General features: G+C 33.7%; 16 protein-coding genes. 9 read left to right on the top strand and 7 right to left on the bottom strand.

All coding sequences use genetic code 11. The annotated features are described in order from the left end of the window. Window positions 1-236: 236 nt before the first annotated feature. The 4 genes from gyrB to KHA98_RS18465 all read left to right on the top strand — a co-directional run bounded on the left by gyrB (window position 237) and on the right by KHA98_RS18465 (window position 7,115). Entirely contained in the window at window positions 237-2,177 is a 1,941-nt protein-coding gene (gene gyrB, locus KHA98_RS18450; RefSeq protein ID WP_213259364.1) for a DNA topoisomerase (ATP-hydrolyzing) subunit B, read from the top strand. 109 nt (window positions 2,178-2,286) lie between these two features. Further along, window positions 2,287-3,219 carry a malate dehydrogenase gene (gene mdh / locus KHA98_RS18455; protein ID WP_213259365.1) on the top strand — a complete coding sequence of 311 codons (933 nt, stop codon included), beginning with the start codon at window positions 2,287-2,289 and terminating at the stop codon, window positions 3,217-3,219. 230 nt (window positions 3,220-3,449) lie between these two features. Beyond that, window positions 3,450-6,422 (top strand): protein translocase subunit SecDF, encoded by a 2,973-nt coding sequence (secDF, locus tag KHA98_RS18460; protein WP_213259366.1) that lies wholly within the window; start codon window positions 3,450-3,452, stop codon window positions 6,420-6,422. Between the two features lie 78 nt (window positions 6,423-6,500). Beyond that, window positions 6,501-7,115, top strand: coding sequence for an acyloxyacyl hydrolase (locus tag KHA98_RS18465; RefSeq protein ID WP_213259367.1), 615 nt, complete (start codon window positions 6,501-6,503; stop codon window positions 7,113-7,115). Window positions 7,116-7,168: 53 nt separating this feature from the next. Here KHA98_RS18465 and lgt read toward each other — a convergent pair whose 3' ends face one another. The 6 genes from lgt to KHA98_RS18495 all read right to left on the bottom strand — a co-directional run bounded on the left by lgt (window position 7,169) and on the right by KHA98_RS18495 (window position 12,483). Next, window positions 7,169-8,104 (bottom strand): prolipoprotein diacylglyceryl transferase, encoded by a 936-nt coding sequence (gene lgt / locus KHA98_RS18470; RefSeq protein WP_213259368.1) that lies wholly within the window; start codon window positions 8,102-8,104, stop codon window positions 7,169-7,171. A gap of 67 nt (window positions 8,105-8,171) precedes the next feature. Next, a complete protein-coding gene (gene yidD, locus KHA98_RS18475) occupies window positions 8,172-8,411 on the bottom strand; it encodes a membrane protein insertion efficiency factor YidD (protein ID WP_213259369.1) in 240 nt (79 codons plus the stop codon). Between the two features lie 22 nt (window positions 8,412-8,433). Further along, complete coding sequence (cysS, locus tag KHA98_RS18480; protein ID WP_213259370.1) at window positions 8,434-9,912, bottom strand: cysteine--tRNA ligase; 1,479 nt, start codon at window positions 9,910-9,912, stop codon at window positions 8,434-8,436. A gap of 125 nt (window positions 9,913-10,037) precedes the next feature. After that, complete coding sequence (locus tag KHA98_RS18485) at window positions 10,038-10,337, bottom strand: four helix bundle protein (RefSeq protein WP_317192581.1); 300 nt, start codon at window positions 10,335-10,337, stop codon at window positions 10,038-10,040. 74 nt (window positions 10,338-10,411) lie between these two features. Next, on the bottom strand, window positions 10,412-11,083 hold the full coding sequence (gene folE / locus KHA98_RS18490) for a GTP cyclohydrolase I FolE (protein WP_213259371.1): 672 nt from the start codon (window positions 11,081-11,083) through the stop codon (window positions 10,412-10,414). Window positions 11,084-11,286: 203 nt separating this feature from the next. Further along, a complete protein-coding gene (locus tag KHA98_RS18495; protein WP_213259372.1) occupies window positions 11,287-12,483 on the bottom strand; it encodes a pyridoxal phosphate-dependent aminotransferase in 1,197 nt (398 codons plus the stop codon). 123 nt (window positions 12,484-12,606) lie between these two features. Here KHA98_RS18495 and KHA98_RS18500 point away from each other — a divergent pair, with 123 nt between their 5' ends. From KHA98_RS18500 to KHA98_RS18520, 5 genes are all read left to right on the top strand, one after another. Further along, window positions 12,607-13,929: a PDZ domain-containing protein gene (locus KHA98_RS18500; protein WP_213259373.1), complete on the top strand. Its 1,323-nt coding sequence runs from the start codon at window positions 12,607-12,609 to the stop codon at window positions 13,927-13,929. Between the two features lie 145 nt (window positions 13,930-14,074). Continuing rightward, a complete protein-coding gene (locus KHA98_RS18505) occupies window positions 14,075-16,708 on the top strand; it encodes a gliding motility-associated C-terminal domain-containing protein (RefSeq protein ID WP_213259374.1) in 2,634 nt (877 codons plus the stop codon). A gap of 32 nt (window positions 16,709-16,740) precedes the next feature. Then, entirely contained in the window at window positions 16,741-17,667 is a 927-nt protein-coding gene (locus KHA98_RS18510; protein ID WP_213259375.1) for a PorP/SprF family type IX secretion system membrane protein, read from the top strand. A 10-nt stretch (window positions 17,668-17,677) separates the two neighbouring features. Beyond that, on the top strand, window positions 17,678-19,807 hold the full coding sequence (locus KHA98_RS18515; protein ID WP_213259376.1) for an OmpA family protein: 2,130 nt from the start codon (window positions 17,678-17,680) through the stop codon (window positions 19,805-19,807). A gap of 67 nt (window positions 19,808-19,874) precedes the next feature. Next, complete coding sequence (locus KHA98_RS18520; protein WP_213259377.1) at window positions 19,875-20,354, top strand: hypothetical protein; 480 nt, start codon at window positions 19,875-19,877, stop codon at window positions 20,352-20,354. A 98-nt stretch (window positions 20,355-20,452) separates the two neighbouring features. On the opposite strand, the gene KHA98_RS18525 is transcribed toward KHA98_RS18520, so the two are convergent. Beyond that, the gene (locus KHA98_RS18525; RefSeq protein ID WP_213259378.1) at window positions 20,453-20,833 is read right to left on the bottom strand and encodes a DUF1573 domain-containing protein; all 381 of its coding nucleotides are present in this window, start codon (window positions 20,831-20,833) and stop codon (window positions 20,453-20,455) included. Window positions 20,834-20,895: the final 62 nt, after the last annotated feature.

Raw genomic sequence — 20,895 nt, forward strand, 5'->3', positions numbered from 1 at the left:
ATAAAAATCCGAAACAACATCTTTCTTGTTTGTTTCGGATTTTGCTTTTTTAACAGAAATTGGGATTTTATTTTTTTTTGAATGCTAATTTTTGGAATTTGGAATTTATTTTTTGATTTTTCACACAATTGTGTTAATAACTTAAGTGCTTTAAACAGGATTTTAAGACATATATAGTCTGCGTTTTTATATATTTGCGTGTTAGACAATAATTACATTTTTTTAGGATAAATTATATGAGCGAAGAAATCAAGAAGAACAATTATTCAGCAGATAGTATTCAGGCATTAGAGGGGATGGAGCACGTAAGAATGCGTCCGTCGATGTATATTGGAGATGTAGGAGTTCGAGGACTACACCATTTGGTTTATGAGGTTGTTGATAACTCGATTGATGAGGCGATGGGCGGACACTGTGACGCCATTAGTGTTGCAATCAACGAAGACGGTTCGGTTACAGTTGAAGATAATGGTCGTGGTATTCCGGTTGATTTACATAAAAAAGAAGGAGTTTCTGCACTTGAGGTTGTAATGACTAAAATTGGTGCAGGAGGTAAATTTGATAAAGATTCTTATAAAGTTTCAGGAGGTTTACACGGGGTTGGAGTTTCTGTTGTAAATGCACTTTCGGTTCATATGAAATCGACTGTATTTAGAGAAGGTAAAATCTACGAACAAGAATACGAAAGAGGAAAATCATTATATCCGGTAAAACAAATCGGAGAAACAGAAAAAAGAGGTACACGTCAGACTTTTTACCCTGACAATACGATCTTTACACAAACTACAGAGTTCTCTTATGATACGTTGTCAGCGCGTATGCGTGAGCTTTCTTTCCTGAATAAAGGAATCACAATTACGTTTACAGACAAGAGAGAAGTAGATGAAAAAGGAGAATTCAGAAGTGAGGTATTTCATTCTACAGAAGGATTAAAAGAATACATTCGTTATCTGGATGGAAATCGTGAGCCAATTGTTTCTCACGTAATCAGTATGGATCACGATAAAGGTGAAATCCCTGTTGAAGTTGCTTTAATTTATAACACAAGTTATACTGAGAATATTTTTTCTTACGTAAATAATATTAATACACACGAAGGAGGTACGCATTTACAAGGTTTTAGAAGTGGTTTGACAAGAACGCTTAAAAAATATGCGGATGCTTCTGGTTTGCTGGATAAATTGAAATTCGAAATTGCAGGAGATGACTTCCGTGAAGGATTAACAGCGATTATTTCGGTAAAAGTTTCAGAGCCTCAATTTGAGGGACAAACTAAGACTAAACTTGGAAACAGAGAGGTTGTTTCTCCGGTTTCTCAGGCTGTTGGAGAGATGTTAGAGAATTATTTGGAAGAAAATCCAAATGATGCAAAATTAATCATCCAAAAAGTAATCTTAGCAGCTCAGGCTCGTCACGCAGCGAAAAAAGCGCGTGAAATGGTACAACGTAAAACCGTTATGGGCGGTGGTGGATTACCAGGAAAATTATCTGACTGTTCAGAACAAGATCCAGCAAGATGTGAGGTTTACCTTGTCGAGGGAGATTCGGCTGGTGGAACAGCAAAACAAGGTCGTGATCGTAATTTTCAGGCAATTTTACCATTACGTGGTAAGATCCTGAACGTTGAGAAAGCGATGCATCATAAAGTATTCGAAAACGAAGAGATTAGAAATATCTTTACTGCTCTTGGAGTAACGGTTGGTACTGCCGAAGATAGTAAAGCACTAAACCTTGAAAAACTAAGATATCATAAGGTAATCATCATGTGTGATGCCGACGTCGATGGTAGTCACATTTCTACCTTAATATTAACGTTCTTCTTCCGTTTCATGAAAGAATTAATCGAAGAAGGTCACGTTTATATCGCAGCGCCACCTTTATACTTGGTTAAAAAAGGAAATAAAAAAGAATATGCGTGGAACGATGTTCAACGTGATCAGGCGAACGAAAGAATGGGTGGAAGTGCCGGTATTCAGCGTTATAAAGGTCTTGGAGAGATGAATGCAGAACAATTGTGGGAAACTACAATGGATCCTAACTTCAGAACTTTACGTCAGGTAACAATCGATAGTCTGGCAGAAGCTGATAGAGTTTTCTCTATGCTAATGGGAGATGAAGTTCCGCCACGTAGAGAATTTATCGAGAAAAATGCGGTTTACGCAAACATCGATGCTTAATAAAATGCAACATTCAATTCGTTTAATTGTTTAGATTTACTTAAACGATTAAACGAATTGTTGATTTAAAACATAAACAAATTAATTAATAACCGATAAAGTATAAAATATGAAAGTTACTATTGTAGGAGCAGGAAATGTTGGAGCTACCTGTGCGGATGTTATTTCTTATAGAGGAATTGCAAGCGAAGTAGTGTTGTTGGATATTAAAGAAGGTTTTGCCGAAGGTAAAGCGTTGGATATTATGCAATGTGCAACAAATACAGGTTTTAATACCAAAGTATCTGGTGTAACCAATGATTATTCTAAAACTGCCGGAAGTGATGTAGTAGTGATTACATCAGGAATTCCAAGAAAACCAGGAATGACACGCGAAGAATTAATAGGTATAAATGCAGGAATTGTAAAAACAGTTGCTGAAAATGTATTGAAACATTCTCCAAACACTATAATTGTTGTAGTTTCTAATCCAATGGATACTATGACTTATTTAGCTTTAAAAGCAACAGGATTACCAAAAAATAGAATTATAGGTATGGGAGGAGCTTTAGATAGTTCTCGTTTTAGAACTTATCTTTCTCTAGCTTTAGATAAACCAGCAAACGATATTTCTGCTATGGTTATTGGAGGTCACGGTGATACTACAATGATTCCATTAACTCGTTTGGCATCTTATAACGGAATTCCGGTAAGTGAGTTCCTTTCAGAAGAGGTGTTGCAAAAAGTTGCAGCAGATACAATGGTAGGAGGAGCAACGCTTACAGGTTTGCTTGGAACTTCAGCATGGTATGCTCCAGGAGCTTCTGTAGCATATTTAGTTGATAGTATTTTGAACGATCAAAAGAAAATGATTGCTTGTTCTGTATTCGTAGAAGGTGAATATGGTCAAAACGATATATGTATAGGTGTACCTTGTATAATTGGTAAAAACGGAGTAGAAGAAATTTTAGATATTCAGTTAAACGATAACGAGAAGGCTTTGTTCGCTAAAAGCGCCGATGCTGTTCGCGGTATGAATGATGCTCTAAAGGCTATTTTATAATAACAATTTTCGTAAAAAAAGAAAAAGGCTGCACTTTTGCAGTCTTTTTTTTGAGATTAATTAATAAATATATTGCTTAATCATTTCGAGAATTATATATTTGCTCGGTTTAAAAAAAATGTTGTAATTCGTGATCTCGATTTTTTAGTTTTAAAAACTCATGTCAGGGCTTATTTTATGGGAATTTAAAGCAAAAACAAACAATAAAACATAATTAATTTTTAGTAATAATGCAGAATAAAGGACTTATTAAATTTTTCGCAATTCTATTTGCATTGGTAAGTATTTACCAACTATCCTTCACTTTTGTGGCAAATAGTGTCAAAAGTGAAGCTAAGGCTTTTGCAGGAGACAATCCTGATAAAGAGCTAAAATATTTAGATTCTATTGGTAAAGAAAAAGTGTTTAATCTTGGTTTTACGGATTTTACTTACAATGAAGTAAAAAACAAACAACTAAACAAAGGTCTTGACTTAGAAGGAGGAATTAACGTAATTCTTCAAATTTCTATTAAAGACGTTTTAAAAGGATTAGCAAATAATTCTAAGAACCCAGTATTTAATAAATCATTAGCTGATGCAACTGCAAACTTAGAAGGAAACAAAACGTATTTAAATAAGTTTTTTGAAGCTTTTGAGGCTAACTCAAACGGAACTGTAAAATTGGCTTCGCCAGATATCTTTGCAAACAGAGGTTTACAAGGAGAAGGTGGAATTGATTTTCAAATGTCTGATGCACAAGTTCAAAAAGTAATTAAGAAAAAAGTTGATGAGTCTGTTGAAAGTGCTTATAAAGTATTAAGAGAGCGTATTGACAAATTTGGAGTAACACAACCTAATATTCAAAAATTAGGAGAAACAGGAAGAATCTTAGTTGAGCTTCCAGGTGCTAAAGATGTTGACAGAATTAAAAAATTATTGGGAGGTAAAGCTCAATTAGAGTTTTGGGAAACTTTCAAAATTGAAGAAATTGGTAACTTCTTAGTAGCTTCTAATGAGGCTTTGAAGAAAACTGAAGTTAAGAAAACAGAAACTAAAACTGTTGCTAAAGATTCATTGAATGCATTATTAACTGATGCAAAAGATTCTGTAGATACTAAAAAAGGAAACAATCCATTATTTGACAAAATGATCGGTCAGGGTGGTGGACCAGTTTTAGGTTATTTTGCTCCTAAAGATACTGCTACTGTAAATGCTTATTTCAAAAGAGCAGATATTAGAATTTTATTAGGTTCAGACCAACACAATGCAAAATTTGTTTGGAGTAAACCAACTACTTTAAAAGATGCTAAAGGAAAAGAAGTTGAAGCAGTAGAATTATACGCTTTAAAAGGTAACAGAGACAATGTTCCTGCTATGAGCGGTGGAGTTGTTACTGATGCAAAAGATACTTTTGACCAATTAGGTAAACCAGCTGTTTCTATGCAAATGAACAGTCAGGGTGCTAAAGTGTGGGAAGAATTAACAGGAAGAGCATTCTCTCAAAAAGGATATATCGCTATTGTTTTAGATGATATCGTTTATTCTGCTCCTGGAGTTACTAGCGGACCAATCGCTGGAGGAAGATCTGAAATTACAGGTTCTTTTGATGTTGCTGAAACTAAAGATTTAGCTAACGTATTAAATGCAGGTAAATTACCAGCTTCTGCAGATATTATTCAATCAACTGTTGTTGGACCATCTTTAGGTCAGGCTGCAATTGATGCAGGTACAGTTTCTTCTGTATTAGGATTTTTATTAGTTTGTTTATGGATGGTATTCTATTATGGTAAAGCGGGTTGGTATGCTAACCTTGCGTTATTATTAAACTTACTTTTCTTGTTTGGAATTATGGCAAGTTTTGGTTTTGTATTGACATTACCAGGTATTGCAGGTATCGTATTAACATTAGGTACGGCAGTAGATGCAAACATTATTATATTTGAAAGAGCAAAAGAAGAATTACGTGAAGGTAAATCATTATCTGAGGCTGTTGTAGCATCTTACGGATGGCACGGAGCAATGCGTTCTATTATTGATGCAAACGTAACACACGTTTTAACTGGAGCGATCTTGTTTATTTTTGGAACAGGACCAATTAAAGGTTTTGCTTTAACTTTATTAATTGGTATCGTAACTTCATTGTTTACATCAATCTTTATTGCAAGAATTTTTATTGACAGAAATATTGCTGGAAAAGCTGATTTGACTTTCTGTACAAACATTACTAAAAACTGGTTTACAAACTTCCACTTTGATTTCATTAAAATCAAAAAATTCACTTATATCTTCTCTTCTATTGTAACAGTAGTAAGTTTAGTTTCTATCTTCTTCGTTAACGGATTAGATGAAGGTGTAGATTTTGTTGGAGGAAGAACATTCCAGGTTAAATTTGAAAAACCAGTTGATGCAACAGTTATTTCTGATGAATTATCAACTGCTTTCGGAACTCCGGTTGAAGCTAAAGTATTAGGTGATGATGATCAGTTGAAAATCACAACTAAATACAAAATTAAAGAAGACGGTGTTGCAATTGACGAAGAAGTGAATCAAAAGTTATACAAAGCTTTAGAGAAATATTTCCCTAATGTTACTTATGAGAAATTTATAAATTCTTTTGATGGTAAAACTGTTGGAGTTGTACAACAATCTAAAGTTGGAGCTTCTATCTCTGAAGATATTAAAACAAATTCATACTGGGCAGTTCTTGGTGCGATGGCAGTTATTTTCTTATACTTAATGGTTTCTTTCCGTAAATGGCAATATTCATTAGGTGCGATTGCAGCTGTTGCGCATGACGTAATCTTTGTATTAGGAATCTACTCTTTATGTTATAAATTCATGCCTTTCCATATGGAAATGGATCAGCACTTTATCGCTGCAATTCTTACAGTTATCGGTTATTCTATGAATGATACTGTAATTGTATTTGACAGGGTGAGAGAGTTTATCATCGGTAACCGTAAAGGTAGCTTTGAAGATATCGTAAACGCTTCTATCAATACTACATTATCAAGAACATTGAATACATCATTGATGATGATCATCGTATTATTAACGATGTTTATCTTTGGTGGAGAATCAATCAGAGGATTTATCTTTGCTATGTTAATTGGTATTGTTGTAGGTACTTATTCTTCATTATTTATCGCTACACCAGTATTGGTTGATACGATTTCAAGTGATGAAAAACATAATATCGAAGACAAACACAATAAAGCTTAATTTAAAGCTTATCTTAAATAGAAAAAGATCCAGTGAAAACTGGATCTTTTTTTTATATTTAAAATTCAAAAGTTAGCTATGGTGAAAAAGGTACTTTTCTGTTTAATATTATTCCTGGTCGTATTGCAAGTAAAAGCGCAATATAAAAAGGAAAATTTTAGACTTGGAGTGGGGTACGGATTTGGGAGTGAATTTAGTAACAAAGACTATACTTTTGAAAATCATTTTTACAAAATGCAATTGTATTATGTCTTGAAGAAAACAAAGCATTTTCAGTATGAAATTTTGGTTCAGCCTGAAATTAATTTTGCCAAACATCAATTATTGAATTTTTACTTTGTTAAGCCAGAGGTACCAAATTTTGAAGAGAAAAGAACGGAGTATACTAAATTAAAGGATATTCGGGAATATGTCTTAAATGTTGGATTTTTAGTTAGAAAACCTTTTAATGAAACCTATTCGGTTTATGTTCTGGGAAGTGTAGGACCTATGATTACAGATACCGAAACAGAAAGAATGTCTAATGGATTTGCCTTTGCTGATGTTTTGGCTCTTGGGTTTAGTGTAAATGTAAAAAAGCTGCAATTTGATGTGCGACCATCAATAAGACACGTTTCAAATGCTGGATTGACAAGTGATAATGCGGGTTATAATACTAAAAATATAGAGTTTGGTATTTTATATCAGCTATAAAAAAAAGCCCAATATTTAAAATATTGGGCTTTTGTATTTTGTAGGCTTTTTTATTATGAAGCTGCTAAAGGGTTTCTTTGCGCTCTGATGATGAAAAAAGCACCAATTATGATAAAAGGTATGCTTAACCATTGTCCGGTCGAAAAATAGCCTCCTAATTCGCTTTCAAAGCCGCCTTGACTTTCTTTTACAAATTCAACTATAAAACGAACAACAAATAACAGTACTAAAAATAATCCGAATAAATAGCCTGATTTAAGTCTTGCATTTGTTTTCCAGTATAAGAAATATAAAACAGCAAATACAAATACATAGCAAATTGCTTCGTATAACTGTGTTGGGTGTTTTGCCGGTACCTGAGCTAATAAATCAGCAAATTTTGGATCTGTTGCAATTGCATTATAAGCCTCTTTTGGATCTGCAATCTGAGTTGCATTTACAGCTTCAGATTTACTGAACTGATCATGTAAAAAACGGATTCCGAATGCAGAAGTCGTATCGTGTCCGATAATCTCAGAATTGAAAAAATTGCCTAAACGAACAAAGATGGCGCCACTTGCAACTGGAATAACTACACGATCTAAAATCCATAATAACGGACGTTTTAAGATCATTTTGCTGTAATAATACATGGCAATTATGATTGCGATTGCAGCTCCGTGACTTGCGAGTCCCTGGTATCCTGTAAATTCAAATTTTGGTTCAAATCTAAAAGGCAAAATGATTTCAAGTAAATGATTTCTGAAATATTCCCAGTCGTAAAAGAAAACATGTCCTAAACGTGCGCCTGCTAATGTGGCTAAAACAGTCCAAACAAATAAAGAATCCAGTTTATCAATTGATTCATTTTCGCGTTCGAAGATCTTTTTCATTAGAAACCATCCTAAACCAAAGGCAATTACGAACATTAAGCTATAATAACGAATCATAAAAAATCCCAGATTGATTCCTTCTGATGGGTTCCAAACCAAGTTTAAGGCGTGTGTCATGTAGTATTGTATTTTTTTATTGGTTGTAAAAATAAATATTTAAAGTAGAGATCCTCTTTATAAAAAGTTAATGTTTATGTGAACATTTCTTTTCCGGTACAGGGTCGTAGCCGGTTCTTCCCCACGGATGACAGCTTAAAATACGTTTTATTCCTAAATATCCACCATAAAATAAGCCGTGAATTTGCAATGCCTGAATCATATAGGTTGAGCATGTTGGCTCAAACCTACAAGATGCAGGAGTAAAGGGTGAAATCGCATTTTGATAAAAGCGCACTAATAAAACAAACGGAGTTATGGCTTTCATGGTTTATTAGCTTTTGTGTATCTTAGATAGAGAAACTTGTTCCTTCTTTTCCGTCTTTCAATTGAATGCCTAAAGCAATCAACTGGTCACGAATTTGATCAGAAAGTGCAAAGTTTTTATCTGCTCTGGCTTGATTTCTCATCCCGATAAGCATGTTTACAACGCCTTCCAGTTTGTCGTTATTGCTGTCAGTAGCTTTTTCGTCGCTTAGACCTAAAACATCAAAAACAAAAGCATTTATTGCAGCTGCAAAAGTTTTTAGATCTTCAGATGTAAGTGTTTCTTTTCCTTCTTTTAGTAAATTGATATAACGAACGGCTTCAAATAACTGCGCAATTAAAATTGGCGTATTAAAGTCGTCGTTCATGGCATCGTAGGATAATTGTTTCCATGATGCAATATCTATAGAACTTGTATTGCTTGCCTGAATAGTTGGTAATGCATCTACAGCTTCCATCAATCTTTTGTATCCTTTTTCTGCAGCAACGATAGCATCATCAGAAAAGTCAAGAATGCTTCTGTAATGTGCTTGTAACATAAAAAATCGCGTTACCGAAGCAGAAAAAGCTTTACTAAGAATAGTGTTGTCTCCGCTTAAAATTTCTCCCGGTAAAATATTATTACCAGTTGATTTTGCCATTTTTTTACCGTTTAAAGTTAGCATGTTAGCATGCATCCAGTAATTTACCGGAGATTGACCTGTACAAGCTTCATTTTGTGCAATTTCGCATTCATGATGTGGGAACTTTAAATCCATTCCGCCACCGTGAATATCAAAATGATTACCTAAATATTTAGTACTCATTGCAGTACATTCAAGATGCCAGCCCGGAAAACCATCGCTCCAAGGTGAAGGCCATCTCATGATATGTTGAGGCTCTGCTTTTTTCCAAAGAGCAAAATCCTGCGGATTTCTTTTGTCTGACTGACCATCAAGATCACGGGTATTAGCAAGCATGTCTTCGATATTTCGACCACTTAAAACGCCGTAATTGTTAGTTTCGTTGTATTTTACAACATCAAAATAAACAGATCCATTGGCTTCATAACCAATTCCGGTATCCATAATTTTTTTGATGATTTCAATTTGTTCGATAATATGGCCTGTTGCCGTAGGTTCAATACTTGGTGGTAAAAAATTGAAAGATTTTAGAATATCATGAAAATCGACAGTATATCGTTGTACAACTTCCATTGGTTCTAATTGTTCTAAACGTGCTTTTTTTGCAATTTTATCTTCACCTTCATCAACGTCATCTACAATATGTCCTACATCCGTAATATTACGAACGTAACGCACCTTGTAATCCAGATGTAAAAAATACCTGAAAATAACGTCAAATGACATAAAAGTTCTCACATTTCCTAAATGCACATTACTATAAACCGTTGGTCCACAAACATACATTCCAACATTTCCCTCATGAATAGGATTGAAATTTTCTTTTTCACCTGAAAGTGAATTGTATATTTTTAGCGGTTGACTTGTATATAAAGGCATAGTGTTAAGTTTAATCGTTTAATCGTTTAATCGTTAATTTGTTTAATTGTGATTGTCGGATTTATTCTTGTGAAAGATAATATTTTTTTATATTATTTATTTGATTACAAATTTTTTCAAGTTTTTCACGACATTGTGTATTCATTTTCTGAAATATAATTTAAATCTTTTGAAATAATTAAATGATTTAATGTTTCCATGGCAGATGAATAGGAAATCGTTAAAAAATGAGCTTTATCTTTATTTGTATTTCTAGATGTTCCTTCCGCAATATTTGTTACTATAGAAGAAGAACTTCTTTTTATCTGTGAAGTTATTCCAAATGATTCATTAGAAGGAAATTGAGAAGTCAGTTTATAAACTTCTAAAATAAAAATTCTTGAATTTTGCCAAACTTCTAATTTTTCAAACGAGAAAACGTACATTTTTTTTATTTAACCGTTTATTTGTTTAACTGTTTCGATTAAACGATTTAACAAATAAACGATTAACCAAATATCTAAAATTGAGTTTCTAATTTAATGTAATCAAGAAATTCTCTTTTGGTTTGAGGATCTTTGAATTTTCCGCCGAATTCAGACGTTACGGTGCTGCTTTCGATATCTTTAATTCCTCTTGAATTTACGCAAAGGTGTTTTGCATCAATTACGCAGGCTACATCTTCTGTTCCTAAAGCTTTTTGTAATTCCTGAACAATCTGCATAGTTAAACGCTCCTGTACCTGAGGTCTTTTAGCATAATATTCAACAATTCGGTTCATTTTAGATAAACCAATTACTCTTCCGCTTGAAATATAAGCTACGTGAGCACGACCAATAATTGGAAGTAAGTGGTGTTCGCAAGTAGAATAAACAGTGATGTTTTTTTCTACCAACATTTCACCATATTTGTAATTATTGTCAAAAGTAGAAGCCTTTGGTTGTTTTGAAGGATTTAAACCACCAAAAATTTCTTTTACAAACATTTTTGCAACTCTGTTTGGAGTGCCTTTTATGCTGTCATCAGTCAAATCCATTCCAAGCGTTTGCAGAATATTTTCGACATCTTTTTTAATTTTTTCTATTTTCTCGTCATCAGTTAAGTCAAATGCATCCTCTCTTAAAGGGTTTTTAGCATTACTGCTGAAATGACTGTCACCTATTTCGTCTAAAAAATCTTCGTTATTTATCATTAAGAACTACTATTATAATGTGGTATATCTTTTTAAGGCGGTAAAGATAATTAATAAATAGGAAACCTTTTCTATGCTTTTTACTATTTAATTGTTCCTTTTTGGATATAATTTAAATTAAGCTCAAATACAGGTTTACTTAAAATACAAAAGACAATAACACAAATGGTTATTGTCTTTTGAAAGATGAATTAAGTTTAACGTTATTTTGAATTGTAAACTTGTAACGCTTCTTTTAATATATTTACCGCTGTAATTAAATCTTTTTTGTTCAGAACATACGCAATACGCACCTGATTTAAACCCATTTCTGGTGTAGAATAAAATCCTTTTGCGGGAGCAATCATTACAGTTTCACCGTTTAAGTCATAACTTTCCAAAAGCCATTGTGCAAAATCGTCTGAATCTTCAATTGGTAATTGTGCAATACAGTAAAAAGCTCCTTTTGGTTTGGTGACAATAACACCTTCAATTTTATTTAATTCAGTGATTAAAGTGTCTCGGCGTTCTTTGTATTCTGAAATGACTTCGTCAAAATAACTTTGTGGTGTATCTATTGCTGCTTCGCAAGCAATTTGCTCAATTGTTGGCGGACTTAAACGTGCCTGAGCAAACTTCATTACAGTTGCCAGTACGTCTTTATTTTTAGTAACCAAACAACCAATCCTTGCACCGCACATACTGTATCTTTTTGAAACAGAATCTACCATGATTACATTTTGCTGTACGTCTTCTAAATTCATTACAGAATAATGCACATCATCTCCGTCATATAAAAATTCGCGATATACTTCATCAGCGATTAAGTACAAATCATATTTTTTAATTAGACCTGCCAATTGTTTAATCTCAGATTCTGAGTATAAATAACCAGTTGGGTTTCCAGGATTACATATTAAAATTGCTTTTGTTTTTGGTGTAATTAGTTTTTCAACTTCTTCAATACTTGGTAATGCAAAAGCTGTTTCGATAGTCGAAATTACTGGAACTACTGTTGCGCTTGTAGAGGAAGCAAATGCATGATAATTAGCATAAAAAGGTTCAGGAATAATGATTTCATCTCCCGGATCTGTAATCGTGGCCAGTGCAAACAATAAGGCTTCAGAACCACCAGTAGTAATAATGATGTCTTCTGAGTTAACGTTTACATTTTGGCGCTGGTAAAATTTTGCTAATTTTTTTCTATAACTTTCATATCCTGCAGATGGACTGTATTCTATAATCGTTAAATCAATATTTTTTACCGCCTCGATGGCCACTTCGGGTGTCTTGATATCCGGTTGACCAATGTTTAAGTGATACACTTTGTGTCCTTTTTGCTTTGCTAAATCTGCGTAAGGAGCAAGCTTGCGTATCGGTGATTCGGGCATGTTTCTGCCTTTGCTTGAAATTGTTGGCATGAGATTAAATTATTGAAGTGCAAATTTGCATTTTTTTTTCGAATTTAACGTAAACATTATCGGGTGTTATGAAAATGTAACAATTATCAATATTTTTATTAATTTTATATTAAAATATTATCAATGAAAAAATATTTCTTGTTGTTTTTTGGGCTTTTAGCATCTTTTACTAATCAGGCACAAGATGATTTTATGGTCTCTAACCATAGTAATAAGGTTACGATTCCTTTTAAATTGATTAATAACCTCATTTTTATTCCAATTAATGTAAATGGAGTTGAATTGAACTTCTTGCTGGACTCTGGTGTCGAAGAAACGATTTTGTTTAGTATGGAAGAGAAGCAGGAAGTGAGTTTTAAAAATGTCGAAAAAATAAAACTTCGCGGATTGGGAAGTGAACAAGAAATTGAAGGCTTAAAGTCTACCAATAATGTTTTGGAGACTCATGGATTAAAATCTGAAAACCATTTATTGTACATTATTTTAGATCAGGGATTTAATTTGTCTTCGCACATTGGAATTCCTGTAAATGGTATAATTGGATATAAATTTTTCAAGCATAATTTGGTAGAAATAAACTATCTGAAAAAGAAGATTTGTATTTATCAGGATAATAAATCAATTAAAGAAACACTTAAAAAGAAATTTAGAGCGGTACCAATTTCTATTGAAAGATCAAAGCCGTATATAAGTGCAACAGCTATTGTTGACAGTGTTGCTGTTGATGCAAAATTGCTTATTGATATTGGTAACAGTGATGCTTTTTGGATTTTTGAAAACAAGAAAATAAAATTACCAAAAAAGAATTTTCCGGATTTTCTGGGTAAAGGTTTTAGTGGAGATATAGAGGGGCATCGGGCGAAAATTTCAAAATTTTCTATCGATGAATTCGATTTTAAAAGTCCGATAGTTTCATTTCCGGATTCTACATCAGTTAGAAATGTTAAAATGGTTCCTGGACGAATAGGATCGGTAGGTGGTGAGATCTTAAAAAGATTTACGTTAGTATTAGATTATGCAGATCAAAAATTGTATCTAAAAAAGAATAGTAAATTCTCAGAACCTTTCACGTACAATAAAAGTGGTATTACTGTACAGCATAATGGATTACAATGGGTTCAGGAGACAGTTCACTTAGAAACAGTACAAGTTGCTACAACTGCGAGGGAGGTTGAGGATAATAAGAAAGATGATAATTTTAGATATAAATTTTCGCTAAAACCAGTTTATGAAATAGTGAATATTCGTAAAAAATCTGCAGCAGAAAAATGCGGACTTAAACAAGGAGATATTATTGTGAGTATAAATAATGCTATTCCGTATAAATACACATTGCAACAAATAAATAATCTCTTAAAGTCTGAAAATGATACCTGGATTACACTTGAGGTAGAGCGAAATAGCCTGATTTTAAAATTTAGGTTTAAGCTTGAGGATGAATTATAAACCTGTCTTTTTTATTGTATTTATAAATTTTAGATTTGTTGTTGTTTTTTATCATTTATTTGAGTTTTATGTGAATTAATAAGAAAATTATGTTTTTTATTTAAATAAGACTATAATTTTCTTATGTTTATAAAAAAATAAATCTATGCTAAAAAACTACATTGGGTCCTCATATTTTGTGCTTTTTTTTCTTTTTTTATCATTTTTTCCGTCAAAATCTAATGCACAATGCGCAGGTACGGATAATGTAAATGAACTTATTTGTGATGTTTCAAATCCAATTTATCAGTACATAAATTTATTTTCTTTGTTAGGTGGTTCTCCAGTTCCCGGCGGAACTTGGACAGGTACTAATAAAGAGGGTTTAAATGCTTCTACAGGTATTCTGAGTGTGCAGTTTATTCGTGCTGGCGGAACTTATAAATATACTTATACAGCTCCAGCCACTTCAGGATGTACAAATAATAAAGCAGTAGTCACCATTACAATAGGTGCTTATGTAGGAGTGGGATCTGAAGCAACAATTTGTAATGAAGATGATGCTTTTAATCTTTTTACCGCTTTTGACAGTAAAGTAATGGGACCACATGTAAATGGAACTTGGACTACCGATACCGGACAGCCTGCATCGGCTATAATACATGTTAAGGATCTTAAAGTCAAAACCACGTTTCATTTTGTTTATACCGTACCCCCAGTATTAGCATGTTCTCCTAATAGTAAGTCTACCAATGTGCAAGTGACCGTTTTAATAGGGCCAAAAGAAGGTGAACCACAAGATTTGATTTTATGCGGTACTACTGATTTGGGCGGATATACCGATTTAGATTTATTTGACCAACTTACCGGTGAAGACAGTGGCGGTACATGGAGGGGTTTAGGACTAACTTCTGACACGGATCATAATATTAATCTTCAGGAATTGTTTGATACATATGGCCAAGGAAAATATTCCTACACCTATAGAGTTTTAGCACTTCCGGATAATAATATTTGTGAAGATAAAGAAGCTACTGTAATAATTACTCTTGAAAAAAGACTTGATTTTACTGGAGCAAAAATTGAAGTGAGTAAAGATATCTGCGTATCGGATATTCCAACAGCCACTTATTCAGTAAAAATTACCCAGGGTCCTGACAGTATTCCAGATGGAGCATATGAAGTTAGTATAAGCGTTGCAGGACCAGGCGCATTAGGAGTTGAAAGAACAACAGCAAATTTTGTCAATGGAGTGGTTAATTTTCCAATACGAGCAAGTTATTTTAAACAAGTAGGCCAATACACTATTACTGTTACAGGCATAGTATCAACATCGACTAAAGGAAAATGTACAGACATATTTAGTCCGTTTTCTACCGTTTTGACTATTTATCCGTTACCGCGTTTGACCAATGCTACATTAACTGCACTTGCGGTTTGCCAGAACGATGCAGCAACGATTCAAGTGACTGCACCTCAATTGACAGATGGCACTTATCGTATTTCTTACAATATAAATGGAGATAATCTGGCAATGGGAGAAACAGCAGATATGATTGCAGTTGGGGGAAAAGCATCTTTTAGCATTCCGGGAAACCTGAATGTAAGAAGCGGATTATCAGTAATTACCATTTATAATATTGTTGACATTACAAATCCAGCACCACAATGCACCAGCTCTGCGAATGTTGCCGGAAATTTATATATCAATCCGTTGCCAAATGCTGTTACTGTAACCGCAGCAGTTAGTGACTATTGTTTGAATGCGCCTGTGACTGTAGCAGTTTCGGGTTTAGGAAATTTAACCAATGCCAGTATTTCGTATGCGCTGTCAGAAAGCAATGTTTCTGCCGTACAAACCGTTACCAAAGCCGTAACAAATGGCAAACTTGATTTTATTATCCCTGCTGAATTGCTTTTAAATTCGGGTGCAACAAAAATCACGTTATTAAATGTAACCAATACCGTTACAAATTGTGTGGCAGTCTTAAGCAATAGTGCAGATGATTTTGTAATAAACCCAATTCCGCCGGCACCAGTTGCTTTAGATCAGCAGTTCTGTAAAGTTGATGAAGCGGTTATTGCCAATTTAGATCCAAAAGGAACGCAGTACAAATGGTACAATTCTGCAACAGCAACAACGCCACTTGCAACCGATTATATTTTAAAAACCGAAGATTATTATATTAGAGAAACTTCTGCGGAAGGATGTATTTCAGCACCAGCAAAAATTTCAGTAATTGTATACGATACGCCAGCACCAGAAATGAATGGAGCAGCAGATTTCTGTGGATTGGCCAATCCGAAAATAAGCGATTTGTCTGATAAAACAAACGTTCCTTCAACAGTTTCCTGGTATGATGCAGTAGACGGAAATTTACTGCCTTCAACAACATTATTGGTTCATAATGCAACATATTACGGTTATGATTTAAATGAAACAACAAGATGTCTTTCTGATAATTATAAGGAAGTAAAAGTTTCATTGCAGGACTGTGAGGTTGCACAATACGAATTTTTTATTCCAGACGGATTTTCGCCAAACGGAGATGGTGTAAATGATTCGTTTGTGATAAAAGATATCGAATTTTTATACCCGAATTATACGCTTGAAATTTATAACAGATATGGAAATGGAATGTATAAAGGAGATAATAATAAACCGGCTTGGGATGGCAAAAATTACGAGAAAAGCGGCATCGCTGGCGGTATAGCGCCCAACGGAGTTTATTTTTATGTACTGCATTTTAATAAAGACAACAAACCGCCAAAACAAGGCCGTCTTTATTTAAATCGCTAAATCTCTTTTACATTTTTAATATAGTTTTTCAAATGAAAAAAATAATACTCCTCATAAATTTTCTTTTCTGTTTGTCTATTTCTGCCCAGCAAGATCCAGAATATACACATTACATGTACAATATGAGCATTGTTAATCCTGCGTATGCTACAGGAGTTCCCGCCATGATGAATTTTGGAGGACTGTATAGAACGCAATGGGTGGGTGCTAATGGAGCTCCAAAAACATTTACATTTTTCGGACATACTGCTATTTCAGATAAAATAGAAGCAGGGATTTCCTTCGTTTCAGATGATATTGGAGACGGTGCCAAAAAAGAAAATAATGTCTATGCAGATTTTGCCTATGTTTTAAAACTGGCTGGAACAAATAAACTGTCGCTGGGTTTAAAGGCGGGATTTTCTTCTATGCAAAGTAATTTCAATGGCTTTCGATTTACAGATCCTCAGACCGATTTTGCTTTTGCTGAAAATATAAATGCAACAAAACCAAATATCGGGGTTGGGGCTTACTATTTTAGAGATAATCTATATGTCGGACTTTCTGTGCCGAACTTGCTAAAGTCGAAATACATTCAGGAAAAATCAGGTATTAATGCCTTTGGTTCTGAAGAAATACACACTTTCTTGACCGCTGGTTATGTTTTTCAGCTTAATGACAGGTTGAAATTAAAACCTGCATTTATGTCAAAATTTGTAAAAGGAGCGCCAATTACTTTAGACGTTACAGCCAATGTTCTGTACAACGAAAAATTTGAGTTTGGAACAGCATATAGAATTGATGATTCTGTAAGTGCAATGTTTAATATTAATGTGACGCCTACGCTACGAGTGGGTTATGCCTACGATTATACGCTTACGAACTTCGGACAGTTTAACTCGGGAACGCACGAGATTATGCTGCTATTTGATTTGGACTTGTTAGGAAAAGGATTTGATAAATCTCCAAGATTCTTCTAAAATGAAAAATATGAAAAAATTACTCGTTATTATATTCGTATTTTCAATACAGTTTATAAACGCACAAGATCAGGAACTCGCCAGAGCAAAACGTTTTTTTGACAAAACGTATTACAGCGAAGCGATTATTCTATATCAAAAATTAGCTGACGAAAAACCGTCACAAGAAGTCATTAAAAATCTTGCTGACTCTTATTTCTATACCAACGACTTGATTAAAGCACAGCGTTATTACCGTCTTTTGGTTTCTAATTACAGCAATAATTTAGACAGGGAATATTATTTTAGATACGCGCAGACATTAAAAGCAACAAACCGTTACGATGATGCAAATGCCAATTTAAAAGAATATTATGCCAAATCGGCCAATTCTGAAGATATAGTCAATTTTGAAAAAGAACTGAAGACTCTAGAAAATGTCACTGCAATTGGGAAACGTTTTGAGATTAAAAACCTTGCGATAAATACGCCCAATTCTGAGTTTGGAGCTGTAAAATACAAAGAGAATTTAGTTTTTGCGGGTGTAAAATTGAAACCAGGTTTGTTTGATAAAAAGTATAAATGGGATAACGAAACGTATTTGAATTTGGTTTCGATTCCATTAAAAAACATAAATTCAGCAGACTCTATTGTTCATTATTTTGCTAAAGAATTAAAAACAGGAATGCACGAATCGAATGCCGTTTTTACGAAAGATGGTAAAACGATGTATTTTACGCGTAACAATTCAAAAGGAGGAAAGAAGAAAAAAGACGACAAGAAAATCTCAAATCTTCAAATTTTTAAAGCAGAATTGGTTGAAGGAAAATGGACAAATGTTACTTCGCTTCCGTTTAATAGTCCGAATTATTCTGTAGAACATCCCGCTTTAAGCGCAGATGAGAAAATATTGTATTTTGCTTCAGATATGCCGGGATCTTTCGGTTCTTTTGATATTTATTCGGTTAATATCAATAAAGGAGCATTTGATACCCCGAAAAATTTGGGTTCAGAAATTAATACCGATAAAAGAGAACAGTTTCCTTTTGCATCGGCAGATAACAAACTTTATTTTTCTTCAGACGGACATTTGGGTTACGGGTCTTTAGACGTTTTTATTTCTGAAATTAAAGCAAACGAATATTCAAAACCTACAAATGTTGGACTTCCGTTAAACTCCAATTCAGATGATTTTGCGTTTAATATAGATTCAGATACCAAAGAAGGATTTTTTGCTTCTAATAGAGAAGGAGGAAAGGGAAGCGATGATATTTATCAATTTAAAGAAATAAAAGACTTAATCGTTGAGGATTGCAAGCAGTTTATTGCCGGAATCATTACTGATATTGATACACAATTGGCGCTAGAAAACGCTACTGTTTTGCTGCAAGATTCAGAGGATAAAACTTTAAATACCATCACGACTTCTGCCGACGGAAAATTTAGTTTTACAGTTGCTTGCGAGACTTCGTATAAAATTTCAGCATCCAAAGAAAATTATACCAATGCCTCCAAAATTTTGACTTTAGACAAAACAAGAGATAAAGTAAATGATGGTTCTTTGGCGCTTAAATCTTTAGAAGTTATCAAACAAGAAGAAAAACAAGTTGCCGAAAATAAGAGAAAGCAGGAAATTATTATCGAAGAAGAGAATAAGAAAAAAGAGGCTTTGGCGGCTATCGAATTAAAAGAAAAGGAGAAAAAAGCCAAAGCCGCAGCCATTGTTGCAGCTGAAGTTAAAAAGAACGAAAAGGTAAAAGAAATTTTAGCGCAAGAGAAAGATGTGGTAAAAGACAAAGATCGCTTAATTATCAAAACAGACCCGATTTATTTTGATTACGATTTGTGGTACATTCGTAAAGAATCAAAAGTGATTTTAGGAAGAGTTGTCGAACTGATGAAAAAATATCCGGGAATGGTAATCGAAATTGGATCACATACCGATTCACGAGGAAGCGCAAAATACAATGCAGATTTATCTCAGAAAAGAGCTGATTCAACAAGAGAATTTATCATTCAATCTGGAATTGAAGCCAAAAGAGTTTCTGCAAAAGGCTATGGCGAATCGGTGCCAATTGTAAAATGTAAAACAGACGAATCTTGCTCTGAAGAAGAACACGAACTAAACAGAAGATCTGAATTTGTAATTAAAAATTTATAAAATAATTGAAAAAAGAAAAACCTTTTTTCTCTACTTTTATAGCTATATCAACCAAATGAAAAATAGTATGAGAAATCTAACCTTGTCTTGTTTGCTTTTATCCTTTATCGGATTGCAAAGTTGTAAAAATGAAGAAAAACAAAAAGCTGCAGAAGCTGCAAAAGCGGAAGGTGAAAAAGTTGTAAGTACGGCATGTTACAAAGCAATTTATGAAAAGGATACAGTAGATTTAAAATTAAATAGTTTAAAAAACGGAAAGTTAGCTGGAGATATGGTTATGAAAGTAGCGCCTTCGACAGTTAGAACCGGAGAAGTTACGGGTGAATTTCGTGGTGATACTTTATTTATAGATTATACTTTTAAAGACAATGAAAATAAAGACAAAATATTCAAAAATCCGATGGCGCTTTTAAAACGCAATAATCAGCTTATTTTAGGTAACGGAACCATGCAGACTACTATGGGAGTTACATATTTAGTAAAAGATAAGCCAATTGATTTTGAACGTGTAAAATATAAGTTTGATACCGTAGAATGCGCTAAATAAGAAGAAAGATGTGAGAAGTAAGATTTCTGACGTATCTATAAAAATAAAGCCGTTTCTAATATTAGAAACGGCTTTTATTATTTTTAGTTTTTAAATTTTTATTGAACTTCACCCTTAATTTTAAGAGCAACACGTCCGTCAGGATAATTTACTGCGTTTGTTTCAACAGTAATTGTTTTACGAATAGGTCCTGCGACCATATTATATTTTACATCGATTTTTCCTTTTTTGCCCGGCTGAATTGCTGCAGCAGGTTTAGTTACAACAATAGAACTTACTGTAGACTCTGCACCAGTAACTAATAGAGGAGCATCTCCCGTATTTGTAAATTCAAAGGAGCGAACTCCATTATCACTTTTCGAAATTTTTCCATAATCAATAGTATTGTCAGGGGCTGCAAATTCAATTTTTGGACCATTTTGAGCATACCCTATTGCACTAAACAACACGATTGCAAGAAAAGAGGTAACATTTTTCATTTGAAATTATTTTAAATTGTAAGTAAATATACATTCTTTTAATTAACACACAAATTATTAAT

The sequence above is a fragment of the Flavobacterium branchiicola genome (genome assembly GCF_018383905.1).
GTDB classification, from domain to species: domain Bacteria; phylum Bacteroidota; class Bacteroidia; order Flavobacteriales; family Flavobacteriaceae; genus Flavobacterium; species Flavobacterium branchiicola.